Genomic DNA, 20,568 nt, shown 5'->3' on the forward strand with positions numbered 1-20,568 from the left:
ACGATAGCCGCGGCCACCGGGCTGCCTGGGCTCGATCGGGCCAACGCCTAGAGTCACGGCGTGACCTTCGACGCAGCCACCGCATTGAGCCGGGCGGACGACTTCGACCCGTGGCGGTTCATCCGGGACTTCACCACCGCCTGGCGCATCCCGCTGGGACCGGACGACGGCCTGCCCGCCGCGGAGATCGAGGCCGCCGAGGACCGGCTCGGCGTCCGCATACCGGGAGCGCTGCGCCAGGCCTACCTGCTGTTCGGCCGGCGCACCGACCTGACCAGCCAGTACGGCACCCTGTTCGCGCCCGGCGAGCTGATGTTCGACGCGGAGAACCAGATGCTGGTGTTCCGGGCCGACCATCAGGGTGTCGCCCACTACGGTGTGCCGGCCGGGCCGGACGACGACCCGCCGGTGCTGATCCTGCTCGACATGGCGGAGAAGGCGCCGGAGAAGTGGGAGCCGTTCGTGGACCGGCTCTCCAGCGGCCTGATCGAGATGATCTTCGTCGAGCTCGCGGAGAGCGACGACCGGGCCGACGGCCGCGAACTGGACAGCGCGAGCGAACGGGACCAACTTGTCGAGGGGCTCACCCCGGCGGCCGTCCCGCAATACCGGATCGGCGACGACTACGGCCAGTGGTACGCCGGCGCCGACGTCATCGTGCGCATCGTGGACGACGCCTGGGTCTCGGTGCTGGCGCGCACCGGGGACGCGCTCGACGACTTCCGGCAGCGCCACCCCGGCGACTGGGTCAACGAGTGACCGGGGTGGCGCGCATCCGGCTCAGGCCAGGGCGGACAGCACCTTCGGCAGGTCGGCGGTGTGCAGGACCCCGAGGTTGCGGGTGGCCCGGGTGACCGCGACGTAGAGGTCGGACAGGCCACGCGGGCTCTCCGCGATGATCTCGTCGGGGGCGACCACCAGGACCGAGTCGAACTCCAGGCCCTTGGCCTGCCGGACGGTCATCAGCACCACGTGGTTGAGCAGGTCGGGCTGCTCGCCCACGGCCGCGCCGGGAACCGCCGCCACCAGTTCGGCGCCGAGTGACTCCTCCAGCCGCTCCGGCACCAGCACACCGAGCCGGCCCTCCTCGATCAGGGCGGCTTCCTTGCGTACATCCGCAATCAATTCCTCGGCCAGCGTGCCGGCCGGCACCCGGCGCGCCCACGGCGTCACGCCGGCCGAACGCACCGACCGCGGCGGCCGCAGCGCGGGATCGACCGCGGCCAGCACGTCGGCCGCGACCGCCATCACCTCGGCCGGGGTGCGGTAGTTGACGCTCAGCTCGACCAGCCGCCAGCGCTGCGCCACATAGGGCTCGAAGACCTGCTCCCAGGTGGTCGTGCCGGCCAGCTCCGAGGTCTGCGCCACGTCGCCGACCGCGGTCATCGACCGGCTCGGGCAGCGGCGCATCAGCAGGCGCCAGGCCATCGGCGACAACTCCTGCGCCTCGTCCACGATCACGTGGCCGAAGACCCAGCTGCGGTCGGTGGCGGCCCGCTCCGCCGCCGTACGCGTGTCGAGCACCTCGTGCCGCTCGACGAAAGCGCCCGCGTCGACCACATCGAGCGCGGACAGGACCTCGTCCCGCTCGGCGCCCTCGTCCTCGAAGTCCAGCGAGCGGGAACCCTCGACGATCTCCAGGACGCCTTCCGCGTACTCGATCGCGGCCTTGCGCTGACGCTGCTGCTCACGCACCTTGAGGGTGTCGTCGACGCCGAGCAGCTCGGCGAGCTCGTCGAGCAGCGGCACGTCGGCCGGCGTCCAGCCCGCCTCCCGCTCGCGCAGCAGCAGCTCACGCTCCGCGGGCGTGCAGCCGGCCGACTCCAGCCGGCCGTCGTCGCTGAGCAGGTCACGCAGCACCTGGCGCGGGGTGAGCACCGGCCAGAACTCGAAGAGCGCCCGCTGCACGTCGATGTCCTCGCGCAGCTCCCGCCGGGTCTCGGCGAGGTCGGCCTCGGAGAGCAGGTTGTCCCCGCCCAGCGGGTCGGCGCCGATCCGCTCGGCGATCTGCAGGGAGAGCTGGTGGATCGCCTCGGTCACGAAGACCTGCCGGGCCACGTTGTGCGGGCGCTCGGTGCGGCGGGCCGCGGCACGGGCGTCCTCGAGCACGGCCCGCTCGATCCGCAGCGGGTAGCCGTCGTGATCGACCTCGACGAACTCGTCCGGCACGGTCTGCCGGTCGGCGACCGCGTTGTCCAGCACGTCGAGCATGTGCAGCGAGCCCTTGAGCGCGGCGGTCGCCGGCGGCTCCACGGCCCGGGCGCGGACTCCGGGGAACATGTCGCCGAGGGTGGCGAGCAGCACCCCGGTCTCCGCCAGCGAGGGCAGGACCTGGGAGATGTAGCGCAGGAAGGTGGTGTTCGGACCGAGGATCAGCACACCGGTACGCGTGAGCTGCTCCCGGTACGTGTACAGCAGGTACGCCGCGCGGTGCAGCGCCACCGCGGTCTTCCCGGTGCCCGGCCCGCCCTGCACGACCAGAACCCCCGGCAGGCCGGAACGGATCACCTCGTCCTGCTCGGCCTGGATGGTCTCGACGATGTCGCGCATCCGCCCGGTGCGGTTGGCGGTCAGCGCCGACAGCAGCGCCGCCTCGCCGGTCACGTCCTCCCGGCCGGAGCCGTCACCGGCCTCGATGTCGAGGGTCTCGTCGTCGATGCCGGTCAGCACCCGCCCCCGGGTCCGCAGGTGCCGCCGCCGGGTCACCCCGTCCGGGCTGACCGCGGTGGCGAGGTAGAAGGGCCGGGCGGCGGGCGCCCGCCAGTCCACCAGAAGTGGATCCTGATCCCGGTCCTCAGCGAAAAGTCCGATCCGGCCGATATAGCGAGGACTGGCGGCCGAGAAGTCGAGCCGCCCGAAGCAGAGTCCGTTCTCGACGGAATTGAACTGGGCCAGCTGCTCCGCATAGTGGCTGCGGGTGGCCTCGCGCTGGGTGCGGCCCTGTGGAGTGCCACCGGCCTCCAGCAGGATCGCGCGCAGACGGCTGTCGGCCTGCTCACGCAATTGATCCAGCCGCTGGTAGAGCGTGGTCAAGTACGCCTGCTCGTATTCGACGTCGGCGTCCGAGCTTGACAAAGTCGCCCCTTTTCGTGCTATCATTCCGGCGCTGGCAACCATTTCATGGTTGCCTTTTTCGTTTGCCCTAACGCATTTGGCAAACGACCAGAATAGCGGAAGGCCGGCGAGTTACGGCCCGCGGTGCGACTGTCAGCAATCCGTCATCGACACGCCGCAGCCGTTACGCGCACCCCCTCACCCTCATTAACCGGGTCATGAACTACAACCACCCGTACCGACGGTTCACCGCGGTAGCCCTCACCGCTGCTGCCACGATCACCTTCGCCTCCGCCTGCTCCGACGACGCCGAAGAGCCGGCCGGCAACGCCGCCGCCGCCGCTCAGGGCGGCCCCGAGCAGAAGACCCTCGACGGCGCCAAGAACGCCGCGCAGACGGTCTTCGACCGGTTCAGTGGTGGCGACTTCGCCGGGGCGTGGGAGATGTACACCACTGCCGGCAAGCAGTCGATCAGCAAGGACGACTACGTCAAGCTCAACCAGGCCTGCTCCCGCAAGGGCCTGGCGATCCAGCTGACCAGCGCCCGGATGGAGGGCACCGACAAGGCCATCGTGATCGCGAAGCAGCTCGTCGCGGCGCAGTCCTACACGATGGTCTACGAGGGCGACGCCTGGAAGCTGGAGCCCGCCAAGGAGGGCCTGGCCCTCTACAAGCTGGGCGCCGACAAGGCGATCGCGGCCCAGAAGAAGGCCGGCACCTGCGCCAACGCCTGACGCAGTTTTTTGGGGCCCGCCGCGAACCGCGGCGGGCCCCGATTCACCCGAGGTGTCTAGGCGGCGACCGGCAGGCCGTCCGGGCCGGTCAGTTCCAGCCGGGTACGCAGAGTGCCGCGGCTGGCGATCTTGTCGTAGTACGCGGCACGCCGCCGGGCCACGCAGCCCTCCTTCGGCGGGTTCTGCGCCGCCATGGCCGGGTCCAGGTGCGCGTTCAGACCGTCCCGCAGCAGGATCAAGGCCTCGGCGCGCAGCTGCGACACCCGCGACTCGCTGACCCCCAGACCGGCGGCGATCTCGGCCATCGGGCGCTCGGCGAAGAAGTAGCCCTCCACCACCACCCGCAGGCGGTCCGGCAGAGCCTCGACGGCGTGCCGCAGGTACCCGAACCGCTCCCGGCGCAGCAGCATCTCCTCCGGCCCGGCGCCCGGCTCGGTGACGATGTCGTCGGCGGTCGCGGTGGCGAACCCCTGCAGACTGAACACCGTCGCGCGGTGCACGTCGTCCTCGGAGTGCTCGATGTCCTCGACGGTGCAGCCGAGCCGCTCCGCCACCTCCTGCACGGTCGGCGTCCGGCCCAGCTCGGCCATCAGCTCCTCGCGGGCCGAGTCGGTGCGGCGAGCCCGCTGGCGCACCGAGCGGCTGGCCCAGTCCAGACCACGCAACTCGTCGAGCAGGGCGCCGCGGACCCGGGCGGCGGCGAACCGGGGGAACGGGACACCCCGCTCCGGGTCGAAACCACGGGCGGCGGCCACCAGGGCGGCATAGCCGGCCGAGAGCAGGTCGTCACGGTTCACGTGTGCGGGGACCCGGGCCAGCATCTCCCGGACCAGGTGCCCGACGAGAGGCATGTTCGCTCGTACGATGTCCTCGCGACGCCGCTCAACAGGGGGTACTTCACCGGTCATCAGGGGTCTCCTCAGGCCCTGCCGGGTTGGGGAAGCCCGGCGCTGAGGAAAAAGATGAGGCGCGCTGAGTGCCGACCGGTTCGCCTTCGGGTGCGAGGTGGTTGCAGAGTGTGCCCGGTACAATGATCTAAGCGGCTCGCCACGTCTTGCTCGGGCCGCCCTCGGATCGACCACCACGCGCCGCGACCGGCAACCTGGTCAGCGCCGGGCAGGACGACCTCGACGACGTTGGAGTTCCCACCTTTATGACAACCTTCACCGAGCTCGGCGTGCCCGCCGCTCTCACCACGGCACTGACCGAGCTCGGGATCACCACCCCGTTCCCGATCCAGGCAGCCACCCTGCCCGACTCGCTGGCCGGCCGCGACGTGCTCGGCCGGGGACGGACCGGTTCCGGTAAGACGTACGCCTTCGTGCTGCCCCTGGTGACCCGCCTGGCCGCGAACCCGCGCCGGGCCCGCCCAGGTCGCCCGCGTGCGCTGATCCTCGCGCCCACCCGCGAGCTCGCCACCCAGATCGAGGCCACGCTGCGCCCGCTCGCCGACGCGGCCGGGCTGCGCACCCTCGTGGTCTTCGGCGGCGTCGGGGCGAACCCGCAGATCAAGGCCCTGCAGGCCGGCGTGGACGTGCTGGTCGCCTGCCCGGGCCGGCTCGACGACCACATCCGCAACGGGCACGCCTCGCTGGAGTCGGTGGAGATCACCGTGCTCGACGAGGCCGACCACATGGCCGACCTGGGCTTCCTCCCGGTGGTGCGGCGGCTGCTGTCGCAGACCCCGGCCGGCGGCCAGCGGCTGCTGTTCTCGGCCACCCTGGACAACGGGGTCGACATCCTCGTCCAGCGGTTCATGCGCAAGCCGGTCACCCACCACGTCGACGCGGCCGCGCAGGCGCCGGTCGAGATGGACCACCACGTGCTGCACGTCCAGCACGACGACCGCTTCGGCGTCCTGGTCGACCTGCTCGCCGCGCCCGGCCGGTCAGTGGTGTTCACCCGCACCAAGCGGCGCGCCAAGGTGCTCACCCGGCAGCTGGTCCAGGCCGGCGTCCCGGCGGTCGAACTGCACGGCAACCTGGCGCAGAACGCGCGCAACCGCAACCTGTCGGCCTTCTCCGACGGCACGGCCGAGACCCTGGTCGCCACCGACATCGCGGCCCGCGGCATCCACGTCGACGACGTGACACTGGTCGTGCACGCCGACCCGCCGGTCGAGCACAAGGCGTACCTGCACCGCTCCGGCCGCACCGCCCGGGCCGGCGCCCGCGGCACCGTGATCACCCTGATGACCGACGACCAGCAGGCCGACGTGCGCGACCTGGCCCGCAAGGCCGGCATCCGCCCACTCACCCAGCGCGTCCGCCCTGGTGACGCCCTGCTCGCCGAACTCGCACCGGGCGAGCGTTCCTTCGTCGCCCCGTCCGCCGCTTCCGCACCCACAACCTCATCGTCCCGGGCCGCCTCGACCCCATCGTCCCGGGCGGCCTCGACCTCGCGCTCCGGCTCGGCTTCGGCTTCGGCTGCGGGCTCGGCCGACGCCGCGGAGGCGCCGGGCGGCCGGTCCCGCTCCGCGAGGCGCCGCCGCGGCCGGGCCGCGGCCCAGAATGCTCCGGCCGCGGTCCAGAAACGTGGCGACAGTGCTGCCGCCTCCGGCTCGATCGGGGGCCGCGGCGGACGCGACGCCGATGGCGCGGGTTCACGCGCCGGTAGCCCCGGTTCCCGGACCAGCGCAGGTCAGCGCGCCGGCGGGGGCGGTCGCGGTGGAGACGTGGCCGGCGGAGCGAGCCGGGCTGCTGACGCAGGTGCGGACCAGCGGCGTGGTGGCGACGCCGCCCGCAACAAGGGCGCCGGCTTCGGAGGCGGCCGCCGGAGGGCATCCGGCCAGCCGACAGGCGCCGGCCAGGCCCGGGGTTCCGCTTCAGCACACCGCCCGGGTACGCCCCAGCAGCGCCCCGCCTCCCCCAGCGCCGGTGCCGCCGCCTTCTCCGCTCGAACAGGCGGCCGCCGCTCCAGTCGCTGACGTCCGGCCCGCTCCGCGATCCGGCGACACTCAGTAGAACGATCGCGGAGCCGGCCCCATCCCCCGCCAGCCTCGCCTCGTGCGCGACCGCCGCCAGGCCAGGCCAGGCCGGCGCCGTCTGCGTGCCAATCCTCCAGGCCAGGCCGTCGCCGGCTCCGTGACGATCCTCGAGGCCAGCCGTCGCTGGCTCCGTGATGATCCTCCCGGCAGGCCAGGCCGTGGCCAGCTGCGCAACCGTCCCCGGGCCAGGCCAGGCGTAGCGTGGCGTGGCGTAGGCAATCCGACGGCCATTACCTGCCTACGCGACGGCTGACCGCGCCGCAATGTCACTCAGCCGAAATTGATCTTGAGTCCCCCGGGTGCGACCGGGCACCCTTGACCAGGGATTGCGCCCCAGCTTGATGATCAACCGGCCGGCGTGGCAGTGGCCGCGATCCGGCTGGCTCTCACAGCTGTTTAAGGAGTGCATGAACAGCCTTGAGAACCAGCCGGGAAGATCCACACTTCGGCACAAGTTGACCTTGCCGGGTCGGGCGTGCTCGGCCCCGGCATCTCAGCCATCAAGATCAACTAAGCTGTGGCATTGGTCGCACGCGAGAGCCAAGTGGTATTGGGCGCAGGTGAGTGGCCGCCGGCTCATGCAACCGACCGCTGCTGATACCTGACTGCACGGCGGCTGGCCGGAGCGAGCCGCCAATCACGCATGTAACCCGAGGCCTGAAACCCGCCTGCACGGCGGCCGGCCACCACGAGCCGCCGCTCACGCACGTAACCCGAGACCTGAAACCCGCCTGCACGGCGGCCGGCCACCACGAGCCGCCGCTCACGCCCGTAACCCGAGACCTGAAACCCGCCTGCGCGGCGGCTGGCCGGAGCGAGCCGCCGCTCGCGCACGTAACCCGAGGCCTGAAACCCGCCTGCAAGGCGGCCGGCCACCACGAGCCGCCGCTCACGCACGTAACCCGAGCCTGAAACCCGCCTGCAAGGCGGCCGGCCACCACGAGCCGCCGCTCACGCCCGTAACCCGAGACCTGAAACCCGTCTACACGGCGGCCGGCCACCACGAGCCGCCGTTGGCACAGGTGAAGCGCGAGAGGATGCCTGTCTGGGCGGCGGCTGGCCGGAGTGAGCTCTTGCTGGCGCGGGTTGATGGCGGTGGCTGCCAGCGGGCTGATGGGCTGTGCGGGTCAGCTGGTCAGCGGGTCAGCTGGTCAGCGGGTCAGCTGGTCAGCGGGTCGGCGGGTCGGCGGGACAGCGGGACGGGGAACGGCGGGACGGCGGGGCCGGGGCTGGTGGGCGGGTGGGGTGGCGGCGGCGTCAGTGTCTGGCGGCGGGGTGGGCTTCGGGGTGGGAGTGGGCCGGCGCCGGCACCGGGACGGCGTGGATGTCCAGGTTGATGTGGACCTGGCGGCCGATGATCAGGCGGCCGGCGGTGACGCCGGCGGCCACGCGGTCGACGACGCAGGCGACGACGAAGCGGTAGCCGTCGTCGGCGGCCTCGGCGGCGACCAGGTCGAGGGTCACCTCGCAGGAGCCGCCGCGGACGGCGAGGACGCCGGTCAGCTGCCAGCCGTCGGCGGTTCGGCGGCAGCGGGTGCTGCGGAAACCGATCTCGGGGTGGGTGTCGGCGGCCAGGAAGCGCTTGCCGCGTACGTCGCGGTCGCGCCGTGGGTCGTCGGTGGTGAACGAGGTGGCGTCCAGTTCGGCGGAGGCGATGGAGCGTTCCGGGTCGGCGGCCACGGAGACGGTGCCGCCGGTCACGGCCATGGTGCCGGTCACCGGTTTCAGGCCCAGGACGTGGGTGGCGGTGAACCGGCACGCCGAGCGGGCCGGGTCGATGCGGTAGGTGCCGGCGCGGACGATGTTCAGGATTGTCATGTGCCTCAGCCTGCGGCGATGCGCGGCCGGGGACCTCAGTGCTGGTACTGACTTCCGGCACGCATCCGGGCGGCCAGCTGGGTGCGGTTGGCGAGGCCGAATTTCGCCAGGGCGTTGCGGACGTGGGTCTCGACGGTCCGCTCGGAGATGTGCAGCCGACCGGCGATCTCACGGTTCGGCAGGCCGTCCGCGGCCAGGGTGACGATCTCGCGCTCCCGGGCGGTCAGGTCGTCGCGGGTCAGTTCGGCGGCCGCTTCGGCGACCGCGCGAAGACCGAGCCGGCGTGCGATGGTGAGGGCCTCGGCTGCGAGCGTCCGGGTTCGGCGGGGGTCGAGGTCTCGGAGCGTTTGCGCGTACGCCAAACGGGCTTGTGCCGCGAAAGGCGCGGCGCCGATCCGGTCCTCCATCTCGATCGCGCTGGTGTGATGTCGCTCGGCGGCCGCCCGGTCGCCGAGGGCGGCGGCGATGCTGCCGAGCGGCCGGGCGAAGGCGCCGTGGCAGGCGGTCATTGTGTTCAGGTAGCGGTGGGCGAACGGCAGCGTGCGGGCGTAGGCGTCGGCGGCCAGATCGAGGTCGTCGAGCCAGACGCCGATCTCCCCTGCGGTGATCACCACGAAGCCACGCCGGCTGTCCGGCGGGAGGTCGGGCAGCATTCCGCGCAGGCGGTACACGCAGTCGGCACCGATGACGCGGTCGCCGCCGAGCATCGCGAGCCGGCCGATCTGGGCCACCGCGATCGGTTCGGAACCGAACCTGGCGAGCGCCGCGCCCAGGCCACCCGGCCAGTCCGGGACGTAGCCGGTGAACACCGCGAGGCAGGCACGGAAAGCGGCGTAGAGCTCACCGACCGGCTGGTCCTCGAACGTTCCGGCCAGCGCGAACGCCTCCGCCGCGGTCTCGCTCGCCGCCTCGGTCCGGCCGCTGAGCAGGAGCCGGGCCGCGCGCGCCCGCAGCAGATGCCAGCGGGCGACCGGCCAGCCGATCCGCTCGGCGAGATCGGCGAGCGCGGTCGTCTCGGCGTCGTAGCCGGGCAGGTCACCGATGGTGAGCGAGGCGTCGAGGCGCCAGAGCCGGCCCCACAGTTCGGCCTCCACCCGGCTGCCCTCGGCGGCCAGGTCGCAGCTGCGCCGGGCCAGATCGAGGATTTCGTCGGCGTCGGCGGCCAGGTCGAGCACCTCGTGCCGGGCGTGCACCGCGGCTGCCATGGCCTGCGGGTCTCCGGTGGCCTCGGCGAGTGCCATCGCCTGCCGGCTGATCGGTTCGGCCCGGCGCTGCTGTCCGGTCTCGACGAGCAGGAACGCCTGGTGGGCGAGCAGTTCGGCGCGGGCGACGTCCGCGCCGGTGTGCTCGGAGAGTGCCAGCGCCCGTTCGCAGAGGCGCAGCACGACCGCGGCCACCTGGCCGCCGAAACCGCGGACGACCAGGGCCGCGGCGGCGGCCAGATCCGGCCGGCCGGTGGCCTCCGCGTGGTCGAGGACGGTCGTGCAGTCGGCGACCGCGACCGTCAGCCGGCCGTCCCGGCAGGCCGCCTCGGCGCGGGCGAGCCGCAGCCAGTGGTCGCCGGGGTACAGGTCGAGGGCCTGTCCGAACCAGTTCGCCGCGGCCCGGTGGTCCAGCCGGCGGAGGGCGTCCTGCGCGGCGGCCGAGCAGGCGGTCCGGGCGAGAGCGCGCGACTCGTCGTCCACCACCGTGCGCACCCGGTGCCGGGCGGTGTCTCCCGCGGACGCTCCGGACCCGGCGAGGGCCTCGGCGATCCGGCGGTGGGCGCCGACCCGCTCGGCGCGGCTCAGCTCGGCGTACCGGGCGTCGCGGACCAGCTCGTGGGCGAACCGGAGCCGGGCCGGCGCCCACGGGTCCTCGACCAGCACGCCGGCCTCGATGGCCTCGGCCAGCAGCGGTTCCACCGCAGTGTCGGCGATCCGGGTCAGCAGGAGCACGTCGATGTCCGTACCCATGGCCGCGGCCAGGCCGAGCAGCTCGCGGCAGGCCGGGCCGAGCGCGGCGGTCCGGCGGCCGACCAGGCGCAGCAGGCCGTCCGGCAGGTCGACGGCGGCGGCCGGGCGATGCAGGGCGCCGGACCCGGTGAGCAGGCGGGCCAGCTCCCGGGTGTGGAGCGGGTTGCCGCCGCCGAGCCGGTGCACCACCGGCGGCCACGACGCGTACACCGGACCGCCCGCCTGCTGCGCCAGGAAGGTGGCCACGGTCGCGGCATCCCAGGGCGGTAGCGCGAGGAGCTCGGCGCCGGGCAGGTCGGTGTCCAGGGTGCGGGCGGTGGCGACGACCAGGAGCGGGGCGTCGGACACGTCCCGGGACAGGGTGGCCAGCAGGGTGAGCGAACCGGGGTCGGCCCAGTGCAGGTCCTCCAGCACCAGCACCAGACCGCCGTCCACCTCTGATGCGGCGGCGCGCAGGGCGCGGACGGTGGCCTGCATCGCGCGGAACCGGGCGGTCGCCGGTGACTCCCCGGTGTCGGCGGCGGTGAGCAGGTCGGGGGTGAGCCCGGGCAGGCCGCAGTCGAGCAGGCGTAGCCAGGGCCAGAACGCGGGTGCGCCCTCGTCCGGGTCGGCGCGGCCGGTCAGCACGGTGGCGCCGGCCGCGGACGCCCGGGCGACGGCCTCCTCGACGACGGCTGTCTTGCCTATCCCGGCCTCGCCGGTCAGCAGCACGACCGCACCCCGCCCGGCGCAGGCGTCAGCGCGCAGCCGGTCCAGCGCGACCACTTCGGCCACGCGGGCCACCAGGTGCGTCCCCATGCCGAGGATTGTCCGCCTCGGCCGGCGATCCGGGCAGTCGGTTCATGCGTCGGGTACGCGTACCGTGATCTCCTCGCCCAGGGTGTAGCCCGGGCACAGCTCGAGCTCGTCGCCGGACCAGAAACGGCCCGGGTCGTACCAGTTCGCCTTGCGGCCGCGCGGCAGCAGACCCATGTCCTCGTAGGTCACCGCGACCACCTCGGCGCAGAACGCCTTCTCCAGGGTGGCCTCGCTGACCTCGCCCTGCTGCCAGGGCAGGCGGATCTGCGGCACCCGGCCGCGCAGCCAGCGCCAGGCCAGCTGGGAGGTGGACGGGAACGGCGTACCGTCGAGGCGGGCGACCGTCTTGAGTGCCTTGTCCTCCATGGCCCGGGTGGCGCCCGGGTCGAGCTGGCGCAGCCAGCCGCGCTGACCGTAACGGCGGGCCCACACCGTGACCGCGTCGCGCAGGTCGTGCAGCTGGACGCCGCGCTGGAAACTGCCGGACCACATGTCCGGAAGTGATTTGCCCAGCTCGGCGTGCCACATCAGCGGCGGCATGTCCTCGATCACCAGGGACATCCCGACATGGTTCACCGGACTGTTGGTGAGGGTCTGGATGGCACGGTCCGGTCCGGAGCGCCCCCGGAAGATCCAGATATCACCCGTACGCGTCAGATCTATCGCCTCGTCGAGGCTGAGTTCGGCAACCACGTGTCTATCCTCAGCTGATGCGTTGGTGGAAGGTAGCGGGACTGGCAGGGCTGGCGGGCGTCGCGGCGACGGGCGTGGTGATCGCCCGGTCGGAGCGGCGGCGCCGGGCGTACACACCGGACGAGATCCGGAGCAGGCTGCACGAGCGCGTCGCCGAGGCTACCGACAAGAAGGAGTGACCGCTCACACCAACTCGGTGTCGCGCAGCACCGACCACAGACCGGCGCCGTCCGGTGCGGCGAACCAGATCTTGCCGCCGGACGGCACCACCTCGGCGTTCTCCGACGGGCCGGGGATGGCGCCGGCCAGCACCGCCTGGGTGGGTGACAGCCGGCGGATCGCCACGGCCGCCACGTTCTCCGGGTGGGTACGCGCGAACTCCGAGTAGATCTCCTGGTCGTGCTGCCCGTCGTCGCCGATCAGCAGCCACTTGACGTCCGGGAACTCCTCGGCCAGCCGGCGCAGTGACTTGCGCTTGTGCTCCTGCCCGCTGCGGAACCAGCGGTCCGGGGTGGGACCCCAGTCGGTGAGCAGGATCGGGCCGGCCGGGTACAGGTGCCGGCTGAGGAACCGGGTCAGCGTCGGCGCCACGTTCCACGCGCCGGTGGAGAGGTAGACGACCGGCGCGCCGGGGTTCGCGTTCACCAGTCGTTCGTAGAGGACCGCCATGCCGGGCACCGCTGTCCGGGCGTGCTCGTCGAGGACGAACGTGTTCCACGCGGCGAGCAGGGGACGCGGCAGCGCAGTGACCATGACCGTGTCGTCGATGTCGGAGATCACCCCGAACTTGACCGCCGGGTCGAGCACCCGGATCGGCGCGTCCACCGGGACGTTGCCCTCGGTGCTCAGCTTCGCGCTGCCCCAGCCGGGGTCGAGGTCGCCCTTGACGCGGCAGTCCAGGTAGCCGCTGCGGTCGGTCCGGGCCTCGGTGACGGTGCCGCCGATCTCGATGCGGACCACCGCGTTGCTGGCCGGGGTGGTGGTGAAGCTGCGCCAGCCGCGAACCTTCTCCCGGCGTTTGCGGACCAGGCCGGGACGGGCGAGCAGCACGCGTCCCATCACCCGCGCCCAGCCGGGCGCTCCGTAGCCGGTGTACGCAGTGATGTACGGCTTCCAGCCCCGGGACCGCAGCCGGCGCTCGATGAACTCGTGCATCGCGTCCTCGACCCGGGCCGCACGGTGGATCCGAACGTCAGGCGGGCTCGCACCTGCGGGAGTAACGGTCACCATCGCCTCCAAATCAGGTTGACGTACCGCCCGTCCGCTCGGCCACGTTACCCGGCTGTTGTTACCGCGAATCAGGAACCGGGGCGGGGTCCGGGTTGGACATCACGCCGCTGCCGGAAGTTCGGCCGGTGTCCACTGCTCGGACCACCAATGCTGGTCGATGGGTTCGGCGGCCGGGTCCCGGAGCCGGGCGGCGGCCGCCTCGGCGCGCAGGTCCCGGACTGCTTCGGCGGCGGCCTCGGCGCCCCGCCAGGCGTCGCGTTCCGCGGCGACGGCCCGCTGGTACGCCTCCAGCCGGTACGTCCGGGCCGCGTTGCGCAGCTCGGCCTCCTGCTGGACCGGGTGCAGGCGCGGGTTCCAGCCGCGGTGCGCGTACACGTCGTTGAGCTGGGCGATGGACAGGTCGTGAGTGCGGCACAGGCGGGTGGCGGCGCGGTGCAGGTAGCGCTGCCGGTCGACGTTCTCCCCCGGCTTGCGGCGGCGGCTCATCAGCGGGTAGGCGGTGGCGGCGGAGATGCGGCGGGCCATCTCGTCCGCCTCCTCGTACGCCGTCCAGGCCGCGTCGACCGCTTCCTGCGCGGCGAGCCACTCGGCGCGCCGGCGGCCGGCGGTCTCGGCCGCCTGGGCCGCCGCGGACTCCAGGTCCGCGGCGTACTGGTTCTCCTCCGGCTTGCGCACGGCGGACACCAGGCCCCGGGGCACCTTCGCGGTGGCGACCGCGACGGCGAGAACGAGCAGGATGATCAACCAGATCGCGGCCGCCTGCGGCACCGCGCCAACGAACGTCTGCAATGCGGAATCCATGGAACACCCCCAGTAATGGATCAACAGCGGCCGACGGGATCCGGGCGGGCCCCCTTGGCCCGCGCGGAGGTCAGGCGGCCGGGGGTGCGCGGGGGCCGGCGTGCTGCGGGGTCTCGCCGGCCGGCAGCAGCCGCGGCGCCGCGGCGGTCGCGGCCGTGTCATCGGCCGCGACGGGCGACGCGGGCTCGGTGGCCTCCTGCTCCCGGCCGGCCGAGCGTGCCGCTGACCCGGCGTCGGCAGACGTCTCGGCGGCCCCGGGGGTGGTCGCTGAGGCGTCCGGCGCGGGGCCGGCGGTCACGGAAGCCGCAGGGGGCGCAGCGGAGGAGAGATCGACGGGCGCGGCGGGGGACGCCGGGCCGGGCAGGCGCAGGGTCACGGCGAGCGCGAGCATCGCGAGGCTGGTGAGGAACCGCAGCACCCGGCGCCCGTCCCAGGGACGGGGCGTCTGCTGCGCCGCCGCGATCACAGATTTCAACCTACTAGTGCAGAGGGGTACGCGCACCGCTCGTCTTCGTCACGCCCACCCGACGGATGTCGTCGCCGGTCACCCGTCCGAGGGACGATGGGTGCATGAACCTCGAGGTGGTGGAGCAGGTCGCGCGGCTGGACAGCTGGCTGGCCGAGGGCGACGTGGTGATCCTGAGCGGTGCGGGTCTGTCCACCGACTCCGGGATCCCGGACTACCGCGGGCCGTCCGGCTCGGCCCGGCAGGGTACGCCGATGACGTACCAGACCTTCACCTCGGACCCGGTGGCCCGCCGCCGGTACTGGGCGCGCAGCCACCTGGGCTGGCGGACGATCGGCGACGCCCGGCCCAACGACGGGCATCTGGCGGTGGCCCGCTGGCAACGGCTCGGCGCGCTGACCGGCGTGATCACCCAGAACGTGGACGGGCTGCACCAGGCAGCCGGCGCGCGCGACGTGGTGGAGCTGCACGGCAACCTGGCCCGGATCGTCTGCCTGGACTGCGGTGAAAGGTCCGCCCGGGCCGAGCTCGAGCACCGGCTGACCGCGGCGAACCCGGGCTTCTCGGCGGTGGCCGCGTCAATCAACCCGGACGGCGACGTGGAACTGGACGACGCCGAGCTGGCCGGATTCGCCGTGGTGGCCTGCCGGTCCTGCGACGGGGTGCTGAAGCCGGACGTCGTCTATTTCGGCGAGACCGTCCCCGCGGACCGGGTGGCGGAGTCGTTCGCGCTGGTGGAGTCCGCTCGTACGCTGCTGGTTCTGGGGTCTTCCTTGACCGTGATGTCCGGCCGGAGGTTCGTGCTGCGGGCGGTCCGGGAGGGGATCCGGGTGGCGATCGTGAACCGCGGTGTGTCCCGCGGCGAGCCCTATGCCGATCTCATGATCGATGCCCCGTTGGGAGTGGTTTTGCCCAACCTGGCGCAGTCGGCGGAACGTCATGGTTACCGTCTCGAAATCTAAATAGATCTCTTGGCACATTGACGTGACCGCCCTCACTGGGGTTGACTGCCGAAACCGGTACCGAAACCGGTTCCGAAACGCCGACGCAACCGCGTAGTCACACCCCGGAGGAGCTGTGCCGATCACCATCGCCGATGTGGCGGCCCGGGCCAAGGTCAGTAAGACCACCGTGTCCCGGGTGCTGAACGGCAAGGGCGAACTCGACGAGACGACGGCCGCCCGGGTTCGTGCGGTCATCGACGAGCTCGGCTACGTGCCGAGCGCCCGGGCGGTCAATCTGGCCCGCGGGCGCACCCGGGTGATCGGCATGCTGGTCCCCTCGCTCACCTGGCCCTGGATGGGCGAGGTCGTGCAGGGGGCGGTGGATGTGCTGGAGGCCGAGGAGTACGGCCTGTTGCTGTTCACCTGCAACCGCGGGGCCGACTCGATGCGCCAGTTCAGCGCGCAGGTCGCCGCAAAATCCTTCGACGGGCTCCTGGTCATCGAGCCGGAGGGCACCTTCGACTACATCGCCACTCTGCACGCCCGCGGCCTGCCCATGGTGCTGATCGACGACCGCGACCAGGTGGACGGCCAGATCCCGAGCGTGGGCACCACCAACCACACCGGCGCCGCCTCGGCGGCCCGGCACCTGCTGGAGATCGGGCGCCACAAGCCGCTCGTGATCACCGGGCCGTCCCGCTTCGGCTGCACCCAGCAGCGCACGGACGGCTTCACCTCGGTCTACGCCGAAGCGGGACACCCGGTTCCCGGGGAGCGCCTGCTGCTCGGTGACTTCACCTTCGCCGCCGGCGTCGACCAGGTCCGGCAGGCGATCGAGGCCGGGGTCGACTTCGACGCCGTCTTCTGCCACAACGACATCTCCGCGACCGGCGCCATGCAGGCGGTCCTCGACTCGGGACGCCGCATCCCGGAGGACGTCGCGGTCGTCGGCTTCGACGACATCCCGCTGGCGGCGCACACCCAGCCGCCGCTGACCACGGTCCACCAGCCCATGCGGGAGATGGGCGAGGCCGCCGCCCGTACGCTGCTCGCCCACTTCGACGGCACCCCGCTGCCGACCCGGCCGACGATCATCCCGGCCACCTTCACCGTCCGCGCCTCGACCTCTTCCTGACCCCATGTGCTGACCCCGGGTGCGATCCGCACCCCGGGCTCGACACCCGTACCCGGCGAGACCCCGTGGCCGGCCATTGGCCGGTCGCGCGGTACCGCACGCCCTTCGGGCACCCCTCTCACCTGTGAAAACCGCGTTTGACCCCGAGGAGTATTTGCGATGCAGAGAAGGAAACTGTTCGCGGTCGCCCTGGCGGGCGTGCTCGCCACGGGCGGACTCGCCGCGTGCGGTGACTCGCCGAACGACAACAAGAACGCGAACGCCGGCAAGACGGCCGACTTCCTGTCGATCGGCATGCCCAACGGCACGGTGACGGAGAGCAACAACCCGTTCGTCAACACCGCCGCCGGCACGTCGCTCGGCTACCGCTGGATGATCTTCGAGCCCCTCGGCCAGTGGAACAACACCAAGCCGGCCGACCCGCTGACCCCGTGGCTGGCCAGCGAGATCAAGTGGTCCGCCGACTACAAGACCGTCGACCTGGTCATCCGGGACAACGCCACCTGGTCGGACGGTCAGAAGCTGACCGCCGACGACGTGGTGTTCACCCACACCATGCTCAAGGACAACGCGGCGCTCAACAGCTTCGCCATTCCGTACGACCAGATCACGGCCGACGGCAACAAGGTGAAGATGACCTTCAGGACGTCGCAGTTCACCACGCACCACAAGGTCATCGGGCAGACCCCGATCGTGCCGAAGCACATCTGGTCGAAGATCTCGGACCCGGCCACCGACCCGATCAAGGAGCCGGTCGGCAGTGGCCCGTACACCTTGAAGTCGTGGAGCCAGCAGGCGATCACGCTCGCCGTTCGAGAGAGCGGTTACTGGCAGGATCCGCCGAAGGTCAAGGAGCTGCGCTACACCTCCTACGCGGACAACAACGCGCAGGCCACGGCGCTGGCGAACGGCCAGGCGGAGTGGAGCTTCGTCTTCATCCCGAACTACCAGCAGACCTTCGTCGCCAAGGACCCGGAGCACTACAAGGTCTGGGCGCCGGGCGTGCTGGGCATCCACGGCCTGTACATCAACACCACGGTGAAGCCGTTCGACGACCCGGCCCTGCGCCGCGCCATGAACATGGTGATCAACCGCAACGACATCTTCGTGCAGGCCGAGGCCAGCTACTTCCACCCGGAGATCAAGAGCGTCACCGGCCTGCCCGAGGGCGCGGGTGACGCGTACATCGCCGAGGAGTACAAGGGCAAGACCTTCACCGTCGACGTCGAGGGCGCCAAGAAGCTGCTGGCCGATTCCGGCTACAAGCTGGAGGGCACCACGCTGAAGGACAAGTCCGGCAAGCCGGTCACCATCAAGCTCAGCGACCCGGCGCCGTGGTCGGACTACCAGACCTCGCTCGAGATCATCAAGAGCAACCTGGCCGAGATCGGCATCGCCGCGACGGTGGAGAAGCCGAACCAGAACGTCTGGGACGCCAACGTCCAGAAGGGCGACTTCGAGGCCAGCATGCGGTGGACGAACGGTGGCTCGACGCCGTTCGACATCTACCAGACGGTGATGGACGGCGACCTGATGAAGCCGATCGGCACCGCCGCTCAGCAGGGCAACTTCGGCCGGTTCAAGAGCCCGGAGGCGACCGCGGCGCTGAAGGCGTACTCGAACGCCACCGACGACGCGGCCCGTACCGCCGCGCTCGCCACGCTCCAGAAGATCTTCGTGGAGCAGGCGCCGATGCTGCCGGTCGGATCGGACAACGTCGGTGGTGCGTACAGCACCAAGAACTGGGTCGGCTGGCCCTCGGACCAGGACTCGTACGCACCGCTGCAGCCGACCCAGGCCGCCGCGCTGCAGGTGGTCCTGAAGCTGCAGCCCGCCAACTCCTGATCGCCGCGCGGGCGCCCCGGGCCACCGGGGCGCCCGCCTTCCGCCTGTACAAAAGGAACCCGGCATGACGTCGATCCCGGACGCCAAGGCGCCGGCCGACGAGGTGGTGCTCGAGGCGATCGGCCTGACCAAGCACTTCCCCGTCCGCCGGCGACTGCGCGACCTCTTCTCCCACCGGCACGACGCGGTTCACGCCGTCGACGACGTGAACCTCACCCTCCGCCGCGGTCAGGTAGTCGCCCTGGTCGGTGAATCGGGCTCGGGCAAGTCCACGGTGGCTCGCCTGCTCGCCCAGCTCTATCCCCGTACCGGCGGCGACATCCGGCTGCACGGCGAGTCGACGAAGGTCAAATCGGGCTCGGCGTTCCGCAGCTACTGCGCCCGGGTTCAGATGATCTTCCAGGACCCGTTCGCCTCACTGAACCCGGTGCACACCATCCGGTACCACCTGACCCGGGCGCTGAAGATCCACGGCAATGCCGGGAAGTCCGACGCCGACCTCGAGCAGTCGCTGCACGCGTTGCTCGAACGGGTCTCGCTCACCCCGCCGGAGCGCTACCTGGATAAGTTCCCGCACGAGTTGTCCGGCGGTCAGCGGCAGCGTGTGGCGATCGCCCGGGCACTCGGCGCCGAGCCGGAGGCGCTGCTCGCCGACGAGCCGGTGTCCATGCTGGACGTCTCCATCCGGCTCGGCATCCTCAACCTGCTGCGGGACCTCAAGGAACGCCTCAACCTGGCGATCCTCTACATCACCCACGACATCGCGTCGGCTCGGTACTTCGCCGACGAGACGATGGTGATGTACGCCGGCCGGATGGTCGAGGGCGGCGACAGCGAGACGGTCACCCAGTCGCCCGCTCACCCGTACACCCGTCTTCTGATCGACTCGGCGCCGGACCCGGACCGGCTCACCGGCGCGTCCGATGCCGAAGGCGAGGACCGCGGCAACGGCGAGCCGCCCAGCCTGATCCACCCACCCAGCGGATGTCGCTTCCACCCGCGGTGCCCGATGGCGTTCGCGCGTTGCTCGACCGAGGTCCCGGTCCCGTTGGAGATCGGCGACGTGCCCGGTCACTGGGCTGCCTGCTGGCTCTACGACCAGGCGGAGAAGACCGAGGTGGCGAAGTGAAGTACTTCCTGCAGCGCCTCGCCTTCTACCTGTTCACCGCGTGGGCCGCGATCACGCTCAACTTCTTCATTCCCCGGATGGTGCCGGGCGACCCGGTGCAGGCGCTGGTGACCAAGTTCCAGGGTCAGCTCAGCAGCCAGGCGATCGACTCGCTGTACGTCCTGTTCGGCCTGGACCGCGACGCCAGTCTCTGGCAGGAGTACGTCAGCTACTGGAAGCAGCTGTTCTCCGGTGACCTGGGTCTGTCGTTCACCTTCTTCCCGACGCCGGTCTCCGAGGTGATCAGCAACAGCCTTCCGTGGACGCTGCTGCTGGTCGGCATCACCACGATCATCAGCTTCTTCCTCGGCACCGGCCTGGGCATCCTGGCCGGCTGGCGGCGGGGTTCCTGGACCGACGGTCTGCTGCCGGTGACGACGTTCTTCTCCTCGGTGCCGTACTTCTGGCTCGGGATCATCGCGATCTACCTGCTCACCGGGCCGGACAGCTTCTTCCCGTCGTCGGGCGGCTTCGACAGCGGCCTGGTGCCGGCCTGGGACCAGTACTTCATCCCGAGCGCGATCCAGCACAGCCTGCTGCCGGCCCTGACCATCCTGATCTCCTCGGTCAGCGGCTGGATCCTCAGCATGCGGAACATGATGGTGACCGTCTCGTCGGAGGACTACATCACCGTCGCGCACGCCAAGGGCCTCCCCGACCGCCGGGTGGCGATGAGCTACGCGGCGCGCAACGCGTTGCTGCCCAACGTCTCCGGCTTCGCGCTGTCGCTCGGGTTCATCGTCGGCGGCACCCTGCTGGTGGAGATTGTCTTCTCCTACCCGGGCGTCGGGTTCCAGCTCTTCCAGGCCCTGGGCGCTCAGGACTACCCGCTCATGCAGGGCGTCTTCCTGATCATCACGATCTCGGTGCTGGTCGCGAACCTGCTGGCGGACATCGCCTACCTGCTCCTCGACCCGCGCACCCGCAAGGAGGGCTGACCT

General features: G+C 71.5%; 17 protein-coding genes and 1 pseudogene. 9 read left to right on the forward strand and 9 right to left on the reverse strand.

What is annotated here, in order from left to right:
- Window positions 1–60: 60 nt before the first annotated feature.
- Window positions 61–759 carry a hypothetical protein gene (locus OHA21_RS29660; RefSeq protein WP_328460382.1) on the forward strand — a complete coding sequence of 233 codons (699 nt, stop codon included), beginning with the start codon at window positions 61–63 and terminating at the stop codon, window positions 757–759.
- 21 nt (window positions 760–780) lie between these two features.
- On the opposite strand, the gene OHA21_RS29665 is transcribed toward OHA21_RS29660, so the two are convergent.
- Complete coding sequence (locus OHA21_RS29665) at window positions 781–3,099, reverse strand: HelD family protein (RefSeq protein WP_328460384.1); 2,319 nt, start codon at window positions 3,097–3,099, stop codon at window positions 781–783.
- 173 nt (window positions 3,100–3,272) lie between these two features.
- Between OHA21_RS29665 and OHA21_RS29670 the strand changes: the two genes are divergently transcribed.
- A complete protein-coding gene (locus tag OHA21_RS29670; protein WP_328460386.1) occupies window positions 3,273–3,788 on the forward strand; it encodes a hypothetical protein in 516 nt (171 codons plus the stop codon).
- A 56-nt stretch (window positions 3,789–3,844) separates the two neighbouring features.
- On the opposite strand, the gene OHA21_RS29675 is transcribed toward OHA21_RS29670, so the two are convergent.
- On the reverse strand, window positions 3,845–4,696 hold the full coding sequence (locus OHA21_RS29675; protein ID WP_328460388.1) for a sigma-70 family RNA polymerase sigma factor: 852 nt from the start codon (window positions 4,694–4,696) through the stop codon (window positions 3,845–3,847).
- Between the two features lie 245 nt (window positions 4,697–4,941).
- Here OHA21_RS29675 and OHA21_RS29680 point away from each other — a divergent pair.
- Window positions 4,942–6,103, forward strand: a pseudogene (locus tag OHA21_RS29680) (DEAD/DEAH box helicase); the annotation flags it as partial.
- A gap of 1,247 nt (window positions 6,104–7,350) precedes the next feature.
- Here the strand turns inward: OHA21_RS29680 and OHA21_RS29685 are convergent.
- The 4 genes from OHA21_RS29685 to OHA21_RS29700 all read right to left on the reverse strand — a co-directional run bounded on the left by OHA21_RS29685 (window position 7,351) and on the right by OHA21_RS29700 (window position 12,038).
- Window positions 7,351–7,671, reverse strand: coding sequence for a hypothetical protein (locus OHA21_RS29685; protein ID WP_328460392.1), 321 nt, complete (start codon window positions 7,669–7,671; stop codon window positions 7,351–7,353).
- A 360-nt stretch (window positions 7,672–8,031) separates the two neighbouring features.
- Window positions 8,032–8,592: a YceI family protein gene (locus OHA21_RS29690; RefSeq protein WP_328460394.1), complete on the reverse strand. Its 561-nt coding sequence runs from the start codon at window positions 8,590–8,592 to the stop codon at window positions 8,032–8,034.
- A gap of 35 nt (window positions 8,593–8,627) precedes the next feature.
- A complete protein-coding gene (locus tag OHA21_RS29695) occupies window positions 8,628–11,345 on the reverse strand; it encodes an ATP-binding protein (RefSeq protein WP_328460396.1) in 2,718 nt (905 codons plus the stop codon).
- 42 nt (window positions 11,346–11,387) lie between these two features.
- On the reverse strand, window positions 11,388–12,038 hold the full coding sequence (locus OHA21_RS29700; RefSeq protein ID WP_328460398.1) for a hypothetical protein: 651 nt from the start codon (window positions 12,036–12,038) through the stop codon (window positions 11,388–11,390).
- A gap of 17 nt (window positions 12,039–12,055) precedes the next feature.
- Between OHA21_RS29700 and OHA21_RS29705 the strand changes: the two genes are divergently transcribed.
- The gene (locus tag OHA21_RS29705) at window positions 12,056–12,217 is read left to right on the forward strand and encodes a hypothetical protein (protein ID WP_328460400.1); all 162 of its coding nucleotides are present in this window, start codon (window positions 12,056–12,058) and stop codon (window positions 12,215–12,217) included.
- Window positions 12,218–12,221: 4 nt separating this feature from the next.
- Here OHA21_RS29705 and OHA21_RS29710 read toward each other — a convergent pair whose 3' ends face one another.
- The 3 genes from OHA21_RS29710 to OHA21_RS29720 form a co-directional block, all read right to left on the reverse strand.
- A complete protein-coding gene (locus OHA21_RS29710; protein ID WP_328460402.1) occupies window positions 12,222–13,268 on the reverse strand; it encodes an App1 family protein in 1,047 nt (348 codons plus the stop codon).
- 99 nt (window positions 13,269–13,367) lie between these two features.
- On the reverse strand, window positions 13,368–14,057 hold the full coding sequence (locus tag OHA21_RS29715) for a hypothetical protein (RefSeq protein ID WP_328460404.1): 690 nt from the start codon (window positions 14,055–14,057) through the stop codon (window positions 13,368–13,370).
- Between the two features lie 82 nt (window positions 14,058–14,139).
- Window positions 14,140–14,544: a hypothetical protein gene (locus OHA21_RS29720; protein ID WP_328460406.1), complete on the reverse strand. Its 405-nt coding sequence runs from the start codon at window positions 14,542–14,544 to the stop codon at window positions 14,140–14,142.
- 95 nt (window positions 14,545–14,639) lie between these two features.
- On the opposite strand from OHA21_RS29720, the gene OHA21_RS29725 reads away from it, so the two are divergent.
- From OHA21_RS29725 to OHA21_RS29745, 5 genes are all read left to right on the forward strand, one after another.
- Window positions 14,640–15,497, forward strand: coding sequence for an NAD-dependent protein deacetylase (locus OHA21_RS29725; protein ID WP_328460409.1), 858 nt, complete (start codon window positions 14,640–14,642; stop codon window positions 15,495–15,497).
- A gap of 115 nt (window positions 15,498–15,612) precedes the next feature.
- A complete protein-coding gene (locus tag OHA21_RS29730) occupies window positions 15,613–16,614 on the forward strand; it encodes a LacI family DNA-binding transcriptional regulator (RefSeq protein ID WP_328460411.1) in 1,002 nt (333 codons plus the stop codon).
- Between the two features lie 159 nt (window positions 16,615–16,773).
- Complete coding sequence (locus OHA21_RS29735; protein ID WP_328460413.1) at window positions 16,774–18,459, forward strand: ABC transporter substrate-binding protein; 1,686 nt, start codon at window positions 16,774–16,776, stop codon at window positions 18,457–18,459.
- A gap of 64 nt (window positions 18,460–18,523) precedes the next feature.
- A complete protein-coding gene (locus OHA21_RS29740) occupies window positions 18,524–19,588 on the forward strand; it encodes an ABC transporter ATP-binding protein (RefSeq protein WP_328460415.1) in 1,065 nt (354 codons plus the stop codon).
- Window positions 19,585–20,565, forward strand: coding sequence for an ABC transporter permease (locus OHA21_RS29745; protein ID WP_328460417.1), 981 nt, complete (start codon window positions 19,585–19,587; stop codon window positions 20,563–20,565). The genes OHA21_RS29740 and OHA21_RS29745 overlap by 4 nt, the downstream gene beginning before the upstream one ends.
- Window positions 20,566–20,568: the final 3 nt, after the last annotated feature.

The organism is Actinoplanes sp. NBC_00393, from assembly GCF_036053395.1.
Taxonomy (GTDB): Bacteria; Actinomycetota; Actinomycetes; order Mycobacteriales; family Micromonosporaceae; genus Actinoplanes.

Coding starts and splice junctions, on each gene's coding strand:
- OHA21_RS29665 (WP_328460384.1), bottom strand. CDS start 3,099: ATGATAGCACGAAAAGGGGCGACTTTGTCAAGCTCGGACGCCGACGTC.
- OHA21_RS29670 (WP_328460386.1), top strand. CDS start 3,273: ATGAACTACAACCACCCGTACCGACGGTTCACCGCGGTAGCCCTCACC.
- OHA21_RS29675 (WP_328460388.1), bottom strand. CDS start 4,696: ATGACCGGTGAAGTACCCCCTGTTGAGCGGCGTCGCGAGGACATCGTA.
- OHA21_RS29690 (WP_328460394.1), bottom strand. CDS start 8,592: ATGACAATCCTGAACATCGTCCGCGCCGGCACCTACCGCATCGACCCG.
- OHA21_RS29695 (WP_328460396.1), bottom strand. CDS start 11,345: ATGGGGACGCACCTGGTGGCCCGCGTGGCCGAAGTGGTCGCGCTGGAC.
- OHA21_RS29705 (WP_328460400.1), top strand. CDS start 12,056: ATGCGTTGGTGGAAGGTAGCGGGACTGGCAGGGCTGGCGGGCGTCGCG.
- OHA21_RS29710 (WP_328460402.1), bottom strand. CDS start 13,268: ATGGTGACCGTTACTCCCGCAGGTGCGAGCCCGCCTGACGTTCGGATC.
- OHA21_RS29725 (WP_328460409.1), top strand. CDS start 14,640: ATGAACCTCGAGGTGGTGGAGCAGGTCGCGCGGCTGGACAGCTGGCTG.
- OHA21_RS29735 (WP_328460413.1), top strand. CDS start 16,774: ATGCAGAGAAGGAAACTGTTCGCGGTCGCCCTGGCGGGCGTGCTCGCC.
- OHA21_RS29740 (WP_328460415.1), top strand. CDS start 18,524: ATGACGTCGATCCCGGACGCCAAGGCGCCGGCCGACGAGGTGGTGCTC.